The sequence below is a fragment of the Shewanella sp. GXUN23E genome, from assembly GCF_050865035.1.
Classification (GTDB): Bacteria; Pseudomonadota; Gammaproteobacteria; order Enterobacterales; family Shewanellaceae; genus Shewanella.
The window spans coordinates 60,240-74,497 of the sequence record NZ_JBOZWP010000027.1 but is presented as its reverse complement, the minus strand read 5'-3'; the positions used below and the strand labels follow the sequence as shown (position 1 = coordinate 74,497).

Sequence of the window (14,258 nt, the reverse complement as noted above, 5' to 3'; positions counted from 1 at the left end):
CGCAAGAGGGAATTTGAGAAATTCATAGAAAAACCGAACGTTCGAATAAAAAACGCACCAATCGATGAAAAAAGGGGCTTTTAGCCCCTTTTTATTGATTGGATATATTGTTGAAAGACAATTATCGGCTGAAGAAGCGGGATTCCTGAGATACTTCTATAGGCTGATCTCCGGAATCAGATTTAACAATAATCTCGATATCCGTAATTGGGCGCTTCAGATAATAGGGATCAACCGCAATGCTGATTGGCAAGGTATAAACTTCACCTCCGGCAATAGTGACCGTTTCAGGACCAATCCACTGATAATCACTCAAGCCCGCTACCGATAACCGATATTCATGTGGCAGCTCTGTCTTATTGAGGATCTTCAGCGTGAAGGTGTTCTCGATAAAACCATCGATATTTTCACGATACAGCTGGTTTCGATCACGAATAACATCAATCCTTAGAGGAGATACCGCGGAAATAGCATAGATGAGCACCAGTATCATGGTCGTCAAAACCACACCATAGCCCACCAGCTTGGGGCGCATAACTTTTTCCTGTTTACCATCCAGCTTATTCTCAGTGGTATAGCTGATAAGCCCCTTGGCATAACCCATGCGGTCCATGGTCTGATCACAGGCATCAATACAGGCGCCGCAGTTAATACATTCGTATTGCAGACCATTACGAATGTCGATTCCTGTTGGGCATACCTGCACACACAAATCACAATCGATGCAATCGCCCAATCCCATTTCTTTAGGATCGGCTTTACGGGAGCGGGGCCCACGGGTTTCACCACGTTTGGCATCGTACCCCACTATATAAGTGTTACGGTCAAACATGGCAGACTGGAATCTGGCATAGGGGCACATGTGAACACACATAATTTCCCGCATCCAGCCCGCATTGCCATAGGTCGCCAAGGTAAAGAAACATACCCAGAAATACACCCCACCGCTGGCATTCAGGGTGAAGAACTCCCGGTACAATTCTGCAGTAGGTACAAAATAGGACACAAAGGTCATTGAAGTGACCCAGGCAATGACAAGCCAAATCAGATGTTTGGCTGTTTTACGCCAGATTTTGTTGAAGTCCCAGGGAGACTGGTCCAGCTTGATGCGTTTATTGCGGGCTCCTTCCAGTTTTTCCTCTACCCAGATAAAGATAAAAGTCCAGACGGTTTGAGGACAGGTATAACCACACCAGACACGTCCCAAGTAGGTGGTGACAAAAAACAGTGCGAAAGCTGCAATCATGAATACCACAGCCAACAAAGTGAGATCCTGCGGCCAGATTGTCAGTCCAAATATATGGAATTTCTGCTCTGAGAGATTAAACCATACAGCCTGTCTATCTCCCCAGGGAAGCCAGGGCAACAGCAGGAAAAATAACATCGCGACCCACCCCATACGCCGGCGCAAAGTCGTCCAGTATCCCTCTACCGATCTTACATAAATACTGTTGCTGGGATTGAATCTGTCTGCCTTGCCCGCGTCTGGTTGGTGGATTTTAATCCGCTGAGCCTTGGGTGGGATTTTATTCTCTGGGTCTGCACTCATAAATGACAGCCTTAACCACTTTAATAATGTTCAAAAACTGTCTTATTATAGCCATCAATGTAAACAGAGTTCACCTGATTGGATCAAATTATGAAGGGATGGCTAATATTGGGGATTCTCGCCGGTGGGATTTATTATCTCTATAACAACACCGATATTTTCAATGAGCAGAAAACTGAAGCACAAACCCAGTATCAGGCGTTTGAGAATAAGGTAAAGAACATGACCAGCACCCAAATTACCCGGGTGGATAACCAACTTGGCGATATTCGGGCTAATTTTCGTAAACGTATGAACAAGGCAGAGCAGGCCGAATTGGAGTTAATCACCAGTAGCCGGGAGACAATCTCGGACTTTAAAGACAATTTCTGCACAGAGTCTGTCCCGTCTCATCCGGTTTTCAGCAGAGAGAATACCCGCGCCTTATGTGATTTATTGCCTGACTGAACAAAAGCTATACCAGGCATTTGCCATTCACAGCAAAGCTTTGCGTTCAGACAATTGACCCTGCCGGCAATTAAGCCTAGCCTTTGACGATTATCATAATGCAAGGCTAGGCAAACCATGACTGAGCAAGCTTCCCAGGCCACCGGCCACCAGGTTTCCGATATATTCGACCCATCCCTGTGGGAACAGGTTCCTGGATTCAACTTTGAAGATATCACTTACCACAGAGCCAAAGATCAGGGCACGGTGCGCATCGCCATCGACCGTCCGGATTGCCTGAATGCGTTCCGCCCCAAAACAGTAGATGAATTGTATATCGCCCTGGATCACGCCCGTCAGTGGTCAGATGTAGGTTGTGTGCTGCTGACAGGCAATGGTCCGTCCGCCAAAGGCCAATGGTCTTTCTCGTCCGGTGGCGATCAGCGTATCCGTGGTAAAGACGGCTACAAGTATGAAGGAGCAGAAGCCGGTACTGCCGATATCGCCAGGATGGGGCGTCTGCATATTCTCGAAGTTCAGCGTCTTATCCGCTTTATGCCCAAAGTGGTTATTGCCGTGGTCCCAGGCTGGGCTGTCGGTGGCGGTCACAGCCTGCACGTAGTGTGCGATCTGACTCTGGCCTCTAAAGAGCACGCCATCTTTAAGCAGACTGATCCGGATGTTGCCAGCTTCGACTCTGGCTATGGCAGTGCTTATCTGGCCAAGATGATAGGTCAGAAGCGCGCCCGGGAAATCTTCTTCTGTGGTTTCAATTACAGTGCCGATGAAGCCTTCGATATGGGCATGGTAAACAAATCAGTGCCTCATGCAGAGCTGGAAGTCGAAGCACTGCGCTGGGCCAAAGAGATAAACTCCAAATCCCCCACAGCGATGCGCATGCTGAAATATGGCTTCAACCTGCCGGATGATGGTCTGGTAGGTCAGCAACTGTTTGCCGGTGAAGCGACTCGTCTGGCCTATGGTACGGATGAAGCACAGGAAGGCCGTGACGCCTTCCTGGAAAAGCGGGATCAGGATTTCTCCAGATTCCCATGGCATTACTGAGCTCAAGCCAACAGGAATGACATCCCACGTCCAAAAGACCGCTCTGTACCCAGCCAGGTGACAGGGCGGTTTTCTTTTCCCCACCAGCAAACCACATATTGGCGATTTGCCGATTACCGCTATTGCAAAATCCTGTTAGCTTAGTTAAATGACATTGATTATCATTTGCAAATCAAATTAACGAGGATGGCACCATGTTGAAGACAATGACTTTCGCAATTTTGCATTTTACTGTGGCATTCAGCGTCACCTACGCACTGACAGGCAGTATTGTTATCGGCAGTGCCATCGCCCTGATTGAACCCGCCATCAATACCGTAGCCTTTTACTTTCATGAAAAGGTCTGGAAAAAAGTCGAGCAACGTAAGGCTACGCAACTCATTGCGGTATAAAGCATCATAGGACTCAGCGAAATGTGAGCAGGGCTGAAATTCCGCTCACTCAATTGAACTCAGGGTAGGGTTACCTATCTTACAGCATGTCATTCACTCACAGAGTCCTTCCATGAAAAAACTCACCTTTGCCATGCTGATGTTATGTTCTCCCTTCGCACTGGCGGATATAAGCCAGCTCCCTGAGTTGGCGCAGATTAAGGCGTTTCAGGCCAACTCTCCGCAACTGGTTACCGCCGGTCTGCCATCTGCCTCGCAATTTAAACAGTTAAGCGACGCAGGCGTTGATATGGTGATCAATCTGATGCCGGACAGCAGCAATACTGAATACCAAAATGAAGCTGAGCTGGTTAACCAAGCCGGGATGGAATATGTCTATATTCCGGTGGATTGGCAAAACCCTACTCAGGCTGATTTGCGGGCTTTTTTCCAGATAATGGATGCCAATAGCAACAAGGACATTCTGCTGCACTGTCTGGCTAACTATCGAGCCTCAGCCTTTGCCTACCTGTATCAACTGCATCGTGGACAATCTCCTGATATGGCGCAGGTCATGGCACCGTGGGGAGACGAACTGGTTCAATATCCCCAATGGCAAAAGTTGATCGCTGAGTATCAGGCTGCGCAGCAGTAATCTGAACGATACTACTGCTGAGTCCAGCAGTGCAGAGTCACAGATACAACAAGGCCGCCGTCACATGATATGACGGCGGCCTTTCTTTATGTCAGTCTCTGACAGCTTATTCCACAGTCACTGATTTGGCGAGGTTACGAGGCTGGTCTACATCAGTACCTTTGATCAGTGCCACATGGTAAGACAGCAGCTGCAGCGGGATGGTATAGATGAGTGGTGCCATAAACTCATCACAATGCGGCACCGGGATCACTTTCATGGTGTCGTCCGATTCAAATTCAGCATCGACGTCCGCAAATACATACATCAATCCGCCGCGGGCACGCACTTCTTCGACGTTAGATTTGAGTTTTTCCAGCAGTTCGTTGTTGGGAGCAACTACAATGACCGGCATATCGGCATCAATCAGCGCCAGCGGACCATGCTTCAACTCACCGGAAGCATAAGCTTCAGCGTGGATATAAGAGATCTCTTTCAGCTTCAGCGCACCTTCCATGGCAATCGGGTATTGATCGCCACGGCCCAGGAACAGCGCATGATGTTTGTCGGCAAAATCTTCAGCCAAAGCGGCAATAGCATCATCCAACCCCAGTGCCTGCTCTACCTTGGCGGGCATTGACTGCAGTGACTGAGAAATGGCTTTTTGCATCTCATCGCTCATGCTGTTGTACCGGCCCAGTACAGCAGTCAGCATCAAGAGGCCTGCCAGCTGTACGGTAAAGGCTTTGGTCGAGGCCACACCGATCTCGGCACCGGCTTTCATCATGTACGCCATATCAGACTCACGCACCAGAGAGGAACCAGGCGCATTACAGATAGTCAGGGTAGACGTGTAGCCCATATCCTTGGCCAGACGCAGCGCAGCCAGGGTATCAGCGGTTTCACCGGACTGGGAAATAGTCACCAGCAGGCTGCCCGGGAACAGATGGGATTTGCGGTAACGGAACTCGGAGGCAATCTCCACGTTACAGGACACACCGGCCCACTCTTCCAGCCAGTAACGGGCAGCCATACCGGCGTGATAACTGGTACCACAGGCAATAATCTGCACATGCTTGATATCTTTCAGGAACTCTGCAGCATTGTCGCCAAAGGCAGTATCCAACACCTGTTGGTTAGCGATGCGACCTTCCAGAGTACGGGCCAGCGCCATTGGCTGCTCGTAGATCTCTTTCAGCATATAGTGGCGGTATTCACCCTTGTCGCCGGCATCATGGGTGATTTCAGACTCTTTCTTCTCACGAACCACAGGATTGCCATCGATATCGAAGATATTTACTTCGCGACGGGTCACCTCGGCCACATCACCTTCTTCCAGATAAGCAAAGGTACGGGTTACCGGCAGCAGTGCCAGTTGATCTGACGCCACGAAGTGCTCACCCAGACCATAACCAATCACCAGCGGGCTACCACTGCGGGCAACAACCAGACGGTCTGGGTCACGGCGATCGATGACGACTGTGCCATAGGCACCTTCCAGCTGCTTAACGGTAGCCTGAACGGCTGCCAGCAAAGTGCCTGCCGTTTTCAGCTCGTGGTGTACCAGGTGGCATATAACTTCGGTATCAGTGTCGGATGCGAATTCATAGCCCATCGCAACCAGCTGCTCACGCAATTTGGCGTGATTTTCAATAATGCCATTGTGGACCACGGCAATATCCCCACCGGATACATGTGGATGGGCATTGCGCTCACTGGGCTCGCCATGGGTGGCCCAACGGGTGTGGGCGATACCGGTTCCACCCGGCAGCGGCGACTGTTCCAGCGCGACAGCCAGTTCCTGTACCTTACCCAGACGACGGGTACGCTTGAGCTCCCCCTCATGAATAATGGTCACACCGGCAGAGTCGTAACCACGGTATTCCAGTCGCTTCAAACCTTCCAGCAGGATTTCAGCCACATCACGCTGCGCCACAGCGCCAACAATTCCACACATAATCCATTTCCTGTTCAAATATTTAATCTATTTGATGGCAATGCCATCGGGATCCGGTTCTTACCCAATCCCCAAATTGATTTTTCAGTCTGCGTAGGGAGCGATGATCACATCCACACCCTGAGCACGAATGGTCGCAGCGGCCTCAACCGGAATTCTGTCATCGGTCACAAGGTAGTTGACCTTGCTCCAGGGCAGTTCCAGATTGGGGATAATGCGCCCGAGCTTCTGGGACTCCAGCATCACTACCACTTCCCGGGAGACTTCGGCCATCACCTGACTAAGACCGGTAAGTTCATTGAAAGTGGTGGTACCACGCTGCAAATCCAGCCCATCAGCACCGATAAACAACTGATCGAAGTTGTAAGCTCTTAATACCTGCTCGGCCACTCTGCCCTGAAATGACTCTGAGTGCGGGTCCCAGGTACCACCTGTCATCAACAGTGTCGGCTCGTTTTCCAAATCCTGAATGGCATTGGCCAGATGCAGCGAATTGGTCATCACCAATAGGCCCCGCTTATCACTCAGATGAGGGATCAAACCTATAGTGGTGCTGCCGGAGTCGATAATAATGCGGTTATGATCGCTAATCAGTCTGGCCGCCGCAGCCGCAATACTCTGCTTATTGGGAGACTGTTTACGATATCCGCCCTGACTGATGTCCTGGGGAACCGGAATGGCGCCGCCATGACGACGGAATAACAGTCCATTCTTCTCCAATGCAGTCAAATCTTTACGGATAGTCACCGCAGAAGTTTCAAGTTTGGCAACCAGTTCATCGACACTGACTTCTCCCTGTACATTCAGCAGGTTAAGAATGGCATGGCGACGTTGTTGAGTATTGCGTTTGGTCATCTAACTTTCGCACAAGTTTCGTTTCGAAAGCAAATTATATAGAAATGAAATAGGAATGCCAGTCTTGTGGACACCGTCTAAACATACCCCTGGATATCAACACACAGACCGCGTAACCAATAACACCAATTCTGCTAACAAGTTCGCGTTAGTTTCGCTTTGAAATTGATATGGTTCCACACGACTCTGTTGGTGAGTCGTTTTAATAATAATTATCAAGGAAGGCACTATGAAAAACGCGCTTATCGCTACTGCTATTGCAGTTACGTCACCTTTTGCTGTCGCCAGTGGATATATTGGTGGTAGTTATTCAGCACTGGACTACTCACAACAGGGGTTGGAAAAAGATTTATCCCTTGGTGCTATCAGTGTGACTGGCGGATACAGGTTCAATGAGTATGCTGCGATTGAGGCGCGGGCAGGTATCGGTGTGGGTGATGACAGCTTGCGCGGTGTAACATTCGAGCTGGACACCTATTATGGCGGATACCTCAAGTTAGGCATTCCAGCCGGTGATTTTTATCCATATGTCCTGGCTGGCTTCACCGAGGGTGAATTGACCGCATCATTGCTGGATGATTCTGTATCTGGTTCGGAGTCTGACTTCTCTTACGGGGCAGGGATTGGTTACAACATCAATAAAAATGTAAGTCTGCAGCTCGAATACACCAATTATCTGGACAAGGATGGCGGAACCATCGACGGATTTACATTTGGCATCAATTACTATTTCTAAGCCGCTCCAATAAAAGCATTGGCAGTCATACTCAAAAAGCAGCTCGAGAGCTGCTTTTTGATATCCTGGCACATCAATTGACCAACATCAGAACTTGGCTTCCAGTGCCAGACTGATATTACGTCCCTGGCCTATAGTGACTTCTTTATAGCTGCCGCCGTCAATATAGTCAGTGTCGAACAGGTTTTTCACGTTAAGGCGCAGGTTCATTTCAGTACCCTGCAAATCCCAGGTGTAAGCGGCCCCCATGTCTACACGGATAAAGGCATCTTTGACAATAGCATTGCCCAGAGTCGCATCAGCAGAGGCATAACGCTCACCCACATATTGAGCGCCCAGGTTCAGCGCCAACTGCTCTGTAACTTCATAACGGGTCCAGATATTGGCAGACCACTTGGGTGCATCGATGGGCGTCAAACCATCCAGCTCCGGATCATGTTCATATTTGGCATCCAGATACATCATCGAACCGGTAATAAATACTGAGTCAGTCAGTTGCCCCTGAGCCCCCATTTCAAAACCTTTATGGTTTTGCTCGCCATCCTGAGTAGTGATCTTATTAACGTCACCGACAGGGTTAGCTAAATCTTGCGTAATTACACGATTTTCAACCGTAATGTCGAACAGCGCCGCAGTCATCAGCAGACCGCCATCAAACAGCTCCCACTTGGTACCTATCTCATACTGAGTGCCGTACTCAGGCTTCAAATTCATCTTATGGTTAGCGTCTTCAATATTGTTCACCGCCCCCTGAGGCATAAAGCTTTTAGAGTAGTTCACATAGATACTGCCGTAATCAGTTGGTTCATAGATCACGCCAAACTTGGGTGACAATGCATAGGCATTATTTCCATTCCCCTCTTTCTTTTGTTCGTCATAGCGTACACCAGCCAATGCTTTCCAGTTCTCAGTCAAAGACACCAGATCCTGGATATAGAATCCATAGTGGTGATATTCAGACGCAGGCTTGGGCGCCACATTGTGATAGTTAACATTCGGGTCAATCACCTGCCCCGGCATTACCGTGGTCCACTGACCATACTCGGCCTGTTGCTGGTAGTAATAGTCCAGGAAATTACCGCCAATCAGGAATTGGTGATCCAGGCTAACTGTGCTGAAATTACCGATGAAATCCATGTAAGCGGTTTTGTATTGCCAGTCATCATGGCGATCGAACGGCCTGACTTTATATCCCGTTTCGTAAGGCGTTTCAGTATAGGTTGGTGATGAACCAAAACGCTGACGCTCATACATCTGCTGGTTGTAACCAGTTTTCATCTTCCAGTTGTCATTGATATGCCACTGCAAGTCAGCGCCTATGTTTTGCACGTTAATGTCGATAAAGGCCCAGGGCAGTTCCCAGATCTTGTTGTTATCGCCAATCAGCTGACCGCGTTTGTCGGCAGACTTATATAACCAGGCACCTGAGTCCAGACCGGCATTGTCGGCAGTGTTGTCATATTTGAGCGACAAAGTCATATCGTCAGTTAAATCGATATCCAGCGCCAGGAAGGTCAGCAGGCGGTCGCGCTCTTTGTTGTCACCGTTGTGATACTCGGTCCAGTAGGTAGTATCCTGTTTTACCAGCATGGTACGGTAACGAACGGTACCGGCATCATTAACTGCACCACCGGCATCCATCTGGAAACGGGTAGAGCCGTATTCATCGGTATCTAATCCCAGAGTAAACAAAGAGTCATATGTAGGCTTTTTGGTTACCATATTAACCAAACCACCCGGGCCGGACTGACCATAAAGCATGGAAGAAGGCCCCTTCAGTACTTCAACCTGCTCAAGGGTTTCAATAGGCTGTACGTAGTGAGACCAGTGCTGATGACCATTCACCAGGAAACCATTGCCGGAATCCAGTGCAAATCCCCGGATCGAAAACTGCTGACGATTCCACTTCTCACTGCCGGCAGTGACAGAAGAGTCATTGCTCAGCACTTCGGCCAGATTGCGGGCCAGCTGTTCATCAGTAACAAAGTCGGGAATGACAGTGACTGACTGAGGGGTATCCAACAAATCAATATCACCCCGCATGGCGCCGGTGGCATTACTGACTTTATAGTCGTTGAAGGTATACCCCATGACACTGATGCGTTCGATACTGTCTGCGCTGACAGCATCATCGGCAAATACCGCATTGGCTGAGATTGAAGAGATCACCGCAAGTCCGATACAGGACAACCTGAAAGCCATTTCCTACCCCTGAATGGTCTGAATGTGGAAGTTGCACGCAATATAATTGAGAATGATTTGCATTTAAATTGCTTTTAATCAATAAGTCACAAATTAGTGATCAAGATCACTTTAAATGCATGCCAATCAGCTGAGGTTCAGGTACAAAAAAGCGGCCCTCAGGCCGCTTTATCAATTAATGTCTCGTTATTTTGATTTTTTCACCGGGCGTTGCCAACCTGGCAAATGGCGTTGTTTTACCCGGGTGATCACCAGTTCATCAGCACCGACATCGCGGGTAATGGTAGAGCCAGCCCCCAGGGTTGCCCCCTTGCCGATGGTCACGGGGGCAACCAGCTGAGTATCACTGCCCACAAAGACATCATCTTCGATTATTGTCAGATGCTTGTTGGCACCATCATAGTTACAGGTAATGGTACCGGCACCGATATTCACTCCCTTACCGATCTGCGCATCGCCCAGATACGCCAGGTGACCGGCCTTGGAGCCTTCGCCCAGCACCGCCTTTTTCATCTCGACAAAGTTACCGATATGAGCGTCTTTTTTAAGCTCAGCACCAGGACGTAAACGGGCAAATGGACCGGCACTGGCGTCCTGCGCCAAAGTGGCACTTTCCACTATGGTGTAAGGTTTAATTTCGGCGTTATCGGCGATGGTACAGTCTTTAAGAATGGCGCCGGCACCAATGGTGACGTTATTGCCCAGTACCACCTTGCCTTCGAAAATTACATTCACATCGATCATCACATCCATACCCACGGTTACCTCACCACGGATATCGATACGGGCTGGGTCCCGCAGGTTTGCGCCGTTAAGCATCAACTTTTCGGCTTCACGGGCCTGATAGGCACGCTCCAGCGCAGCCAGCTGTACCCTATTGTTGGCGCCTTCCACTTCAATGGCAGACTGCGGCTGCGCAGTGGCAATTTCCACACCCTCTGCATGAGCCATGGCAATCACATCTGTCAGATAGTATTCGCCCTGAGCATTGTTATTGGACAGGTTGGCCAGCCAGGTTTTCAGCTGTTTACCAGGCAGCGCCATGATACCAGTGTTGATCTCTTTAATTGCCAGTTGCTCAGCGTTGGCATCTTTCTGCTCAACAATGCCGATCACCTTGCCTTCCCAGTTACGCTCAATACGGCCATAGCCAGTTGGGTTATCCAGACTCACAGTCAAAATCGCCAGGCCATTTTCCGGTTTGGCTGCCAGCAGGGCATCCAGAGTAGATTGCTGGATGAGCGGCACATCGCCGTAAAGCACCAGCACAGTATCGTCATCATTAATATTGTCACTGGCCTGAGCCACAGCATGGCCGGTGCCCAACTGCTCAGCCTGCAGCACCCAATTTAGCGGTTGCTCGCCCAGGGTCTGCTTTAAGGTGTCGCCACCATAGCCATACACCAGATTGATCTGGACGGCATCCATGGCGCGGGCGGTATCAATCACATGCTGTACCATGCTCTTGTGAGCAATCTTATGCAGCACCTTGGGCAAATCTGAATGCATCCGGGTACCTTTCCCGGCGGCAAGAATGACGACATTGAGTGACATAACAAAATCCTTTAAAAACGACTGGCGAGAGTGTAACGGAAATCCGGCGCAAATGCAGTGTGCCTATAGACCTGAGTCTTTTTTCAGATACAAAAAAGGCGTCCAAAAGGACGCCTTTTACAGCAACATTCAGCTTAACGGCTGATGTTCTTCTTGATGGTCTCAACGACACGCAGCTGAGCCAGGGCCTGAGCCAGCTCAACAGCCGCCAGGGCATAATCAAAGTCGGCACCGGCATTGGCCATTTCGGCCTCCGCACGACGCTTGGCTTCAATCGCCTTGGCTTCATCAATGTCTTCGGCACGCACGACCACGTCAGCCAACACAGCCACAGAAGAAGGTTGTACTTCCAGCATGCCGCCGGACAGGTAGAACAACTCTTCTTTGCCATGTTGTTTGACGATACGCACCATGCCAGGTTTGATACGGGTCAGCAGCGGGGTGTGACCAGGCAAAATACCCAGTTCACCTTCAGCACCGGTTACCTGCAGGGTTTCCACCAAGCCGGAAAAGATGCGACCTTCTGCACTCACGATATCAAGATGTACTGTCATGGCTGCCATCCTGTTCTCCTTAAAGAATCAAGCCAAAGCCTGATTATTTCTTGTTAGCGCGCTCGATAACTTCATCGATAGAGCCAGCCATATAGAATGCCTGCTCAGGGATGTGGTCGAACTCGCCTTCCAGGATGCCCTTGAAGCCACGGATAGTGTCTTTCAGAGAAACATACTTACCTGGAGAACCGGTAAAGACTTCTGCTACGAAGAATGGCTGAGACAGGAAACGCTCGATTTTACGCGCGCGAGACACAGTCATCTTGTCATCGTCAGACAGTTCGTCCATACCCAGAATCGCAATGATATCTTTCAGCTCTTTGTAGCGCTGCAGTACAGTCTGAACACCGTTTGCCACGTCATAGTGCTCTTGGCCAACAACCTGTGGATCCAGCTGACGAGAGGTGGAATCCAGAGGGTCAACCGCTGGGTAAATACCCAGAGAAGCGATTTGACGGGACAGTACCACGGTCGCATCCAAGTGAGCGAAGGTGGTTGCCGGGGATGGGTCAGTCAAGTCATCCGCTGGTACGTAAACTGCCTGAACAGAGGTAATAGACCCAGTCTTGGTAGAAGTAATACGCTCCTGCAGAACACCCATCTCTTCAGCCAGTGTTGGCTGGTAACCTACTGCAGAAGGCATACGGCCCAGCAGTGCGGATACTTCAGTACCGGCCAGGGTATAACGGTAGATGTTGTCCACGAACAACAGTACGTCTTTACCTTCGTCACGGAACTTTTCAGCCATGGTCAGACCGGTCAACGCAACGCGCAGACGGTTACCTGGTGGCTCGTTCATCTGGCCGTAAACCATGGCTACTTTATCCAGTACGCCAGATTCCTGCATTTCGAAGTAGAAGTCGTTACCTTCACGGGTACGTTCACCTACACCGGCAAATACAGACAGACCAGAGTGGGCCTTGGCGATGTTGTTGATCAGTTCCATCATGTTAACTGTCTTACCAACACCCGCACCACCGAACAGACCTACTTTACCACCCTTGGCAAACGGACATACCAGGTCGATAACCTTGATACCGGTTTCCAAAAGTTCAGTAGTGTTGGACTGCTCTTCATAGGAAGGGGCTGCACGGTGAATGATGTAACGCTCTTCTTCACCGATTGGACCCGCTTCGTCTACTGGCTCACCCAATACGTTCATAATACGGCCCAGGGTTGCAGCGCCTACTGGCACCATAATCCCAGAACCTGTGTTTTCCACTTCGATACCACGACGCAGACCGTCAGAAGAACCCATGGCAATGGTACGAACTACACCACCACCCAGCTGCTGCTGAACTTCCAGCACCAAGCCGTTACAGGCGCCTTCACCTGTGATCTTCAGAGCGTCATATACCTGAGGTACGGCATCATGTGGAAACTCTACGTCCACAACCGCGCCAATTACTTGGACAACAGTACCTGTGCTCATGATTAATCCTCTAAAACTTGTATTCGTTACCTTGCTTATACCGCAGCGGCACCAGAAACAATTTCCGACAGTTCCTGCGTAATCGCAGCCTGACGGGCCTTGTTGTAAACCAGTTGCAGGTTGTCAATCAGGTTACCGGCGTTGTCAGTTGCAGCCTTCATCGCCACCATACGGGCAGCCTGTTCAGACGCAATGTTTTCTACAACACCCTGATAAACCTGAGACTCTACATAACGCACCAACAGAGTATCCAAAAGTTCTTTTGGATCTGGCTCGTATACATAGTCCCAACGGTGTTCCCGGTCGTACTCTTCGGATTTCGGCAAAGGTAGCAGTTGTTCGATCACGGGGGCCTGAGTCATGGTGTTGACAAACTTGTTGTACACCACGTACAGACGATCCAGCTTGCCTTCGTCGTAAGCCTGCAGCATGACGCGCACAGTACCGATGAGTTCTGCCAGTTCAGGGGCATCACCCAGGCCGGAAGCCTGTGCAGCTACACGTCCGCCATAGCTTTTGAAAAACTGTACACTGCGGGCACCAATGGCACAGAATTCAACTTCTGCACCTTGCTGCTTCCAGTTTTTCACGTCTGCGACAACCTTTTTGAACAGGTTGACGTTCAGACCACCACAAAGACCGCGGTCGGTGGCTACTACAATGTAACCAACACGCTTGGCGTCTCTTTCTTCCAAGTAAGGATGCTTGTACTCCAGAGAGCCCTGCGCCACGTGACCGATCACCTTACGCATAATTTCCGCATAGGGGCGGCTGCTGGACATGCGCTCATTGGCTTTACGCATCTTACTGGCAGCTACCATTTCCATGGCAGAAGTGATCTTCTGAGTGTTCTGCACACTCGCGATCTTGGTTTTAATCTCTTTTGCGCCGGCCATCTCTACTCTCCAATCTGGACCTAGAGG

The 14,258-nt window shown here is 49.8% G+C and carries 13 protein-coding genes; 5 read left to right on the top strand and 8 right to left on the bottom strand.

The window, feature by feature from the left end; translation table 11 throughout:
- Window positions 1-121 precede the first annotated feature (121 nt).
- Window positions 122-1,549, bottom strand: coding sequence for a cytochrome c oxidase accessory protein CcoG (ccoG, locus tag ACRRUX_RS18765; RefSeq protein WP_432533324.1), 1,428 nt, complete (start codon window positions 1,547-1,549; stop codon window positions 122-124).
- Window positions 1,550-1,639: 90 nt separating this feature from the next.
- Here ccoG and ACRRUX_RS18760 point away from each other — a divergent pair, with 90 nt between their 5' ends.
- The 4 genes from ACRRUX_RS18760 to ACRRUX_RS18745 all read left to right on the top strand — a co-directional run bounded on the left by ACRRUX_RS18760 (window position 1,640) and on the right by ACRRUX_RS18745 (window position 4,066).
- Window positions 1,640-1,996 carry a hypothetical protein gene (locus ACRRUX_RS18760; protein ID WP_432533321.1) on the top strand — a complete coding sequence of 119 codons (357 nt, stop codon included), beginning with the start codon at window positions 1,640-1,642 and terminating at the stop codon, window positions 1,994-1,996.
- A 117-nt stretch (window positions 1,997-2,113) separates the two neighbouring features.
- Window positions 2,114-3,040: a 1,4-dihydroxy-2-naphthoyl-CoA synthase gene (locus ACRRUX_RS18755; RefSeq protein ID WP_432533318.1), complete on the top strand. Its 927-nt coding sequence runs from the start codon at window positions 2,114-2,116 to the stop codon at window positions 3,038-3,040.
- A 194-nt stretch (window positions 3,041-3,234) separates the two neighbouring features.
- A complete protein-coding gene (locus ACRRUX_RS18750; protein ID WP_432533315.1) occupies window positions 3,235-3,432 on the top strand; it encodes a DUF2061 domain-containing protein in 198 nt (65 codons plus the stop codon).
- A 112-nt stretch (window positions 3,433-3,544) separates the two neighbouring features.
- Window positions 3,545-4,066 carry a protein tyrosine phosphatase family protein gene (locus ACRRUX_RS18745; RefSeq protein WP_432533312.1) on the top strand — a complete coding sequence of 174 codons (522 nt, stop codon included), beginning with the start codon at window positions 3,545-3,547 and terminating at the stop codon, window positions 4,064-4,066.
- Between the two features lie 106 nt (window positions 4,067-4,172).
- Here the strand turns inward: ACRRUX_RS18745 and glmS are convergent, their stop codons facing one another.
- Both glmS and ACRRUX_RS18735 read right to left on the bottom strand, forming a co-directional pair.
- Entirely contained in the window at window positions 4,173-6,002 is a 1,830-nt protein-coding gene (gene glmS / locus ACRRUX_RS18740; RefSeq protein ID WP_432533309.1) for a glutamine--fructose-6-phosphate transaminase (isomerizing), read from the bottom strand.
- A gap of 84 nt (window positions 6,003-6,086) precedes the next feature.
- Window positions 6,087-6,857, bottom strand: a complete 771-nt coding sequence (locus tag ACRRUX_RS18735; protein WP_432533307.1) for a DeoR/GlpR family DNA-binding transcription regulator — start codon at window positions 6,855-6,857, stop codon at window positions 6,087-6,089.
- Between the two features lie 229 nt (window positions 6,858-7,086).
- Between ACRRUX_RS18735 and ACRRUX_RS18730 the strand changes: the two genes are divergently transcribed.
- Complete coding sequence (locus tag ACRRUX_RS18730; RefSeq protein WP_432533304.1) at window positions 7,087-7,593, top strand: porin family protein; 507 nt, start codon at window positions 7,087-7,089, stop codon at window positions 7,591-7,593.
- An 87-nt stretch (window positions 7,594-7,680) separates the two neighbouring features.
- Here ACRRUX_RS18730 and ACRRUX_RS18725 read toward each other — a convergent pair whose 3' ends face one another.
- From ACRRUX_RS18725 to atpG, 5 genes are all read right to left on the bottom strand, one after another.
- The gene (locus ACRRUX_RS18725) at window positions 7,681-9,795 is read right to left on the bottom strand and encodes a TonB-dependent siderophore receptor (RefSeq protein ID WP_432533301.1); all 2,115 of its coding nucleotides are present in this window, start codon (window positions 9,793-9,795) and stop codon (window positions 7,681-7,683) included.
- A 186-nt stretch (window positions 9,796-9,981) separates the two neighbouring features.
- A complete protein-coding gene (glmU, locus tag ACRRUX_RS18720) occupies window positions 9,982-11,349 on the bottom strand; it encodes a bifunctional UDP-N-acetylglucosamine diphosphorylase/glucosamine-1-phosphate N-acetyltransferase GlmU (RefSeq protein WP_432533298.1) in 1,368 nt (455 codons plus the stop codon).
- 134 nt (window positions 11,350-11,483) lie between these two features.
- On the bottom strand, window positions 11,484-11,912 hold the full coding sequence (locus tag ACRRUX_RS18715; protein ID WP_432533295.1) for a F0F1 ATP synthase subunit epsilon: 429 nt from the start codon (window positions 11,910-11,912) through the stop codon (window positions 11,484-11,486).
- 34 nt (window positions 11,913-11,946) lie between these two features.
- Window positions 11,947-13,335, bottom strand: coding sequence for a F0F1 ATP synthase subunit beta (atpD, locus tag ACRRUX_RS18710; protein WP_432533292.1), 1,389 nt, complete (start codon window positions 13,333-13,335; stop codon window positions 11,947-11,949).
- 35 nt (window positions 13,336-13,370) lie between these two features.
- Window positions 13,371-14,231 carry a F0F1 ATP synthase subunit gamma gene (gene atpG / locus ACRRUX_RS18705; protein WP_432533289.1) on the bottom strand — a complete coding sequence of 287 codons (861 nt, stop codon included), beginning with the start codon at window positions 14,229-14,231 and terminating at the stop codon, window positions 13,371-13,373.
- Window positions 14,232-14,258 lie beyond the last annotated feature (27 nt).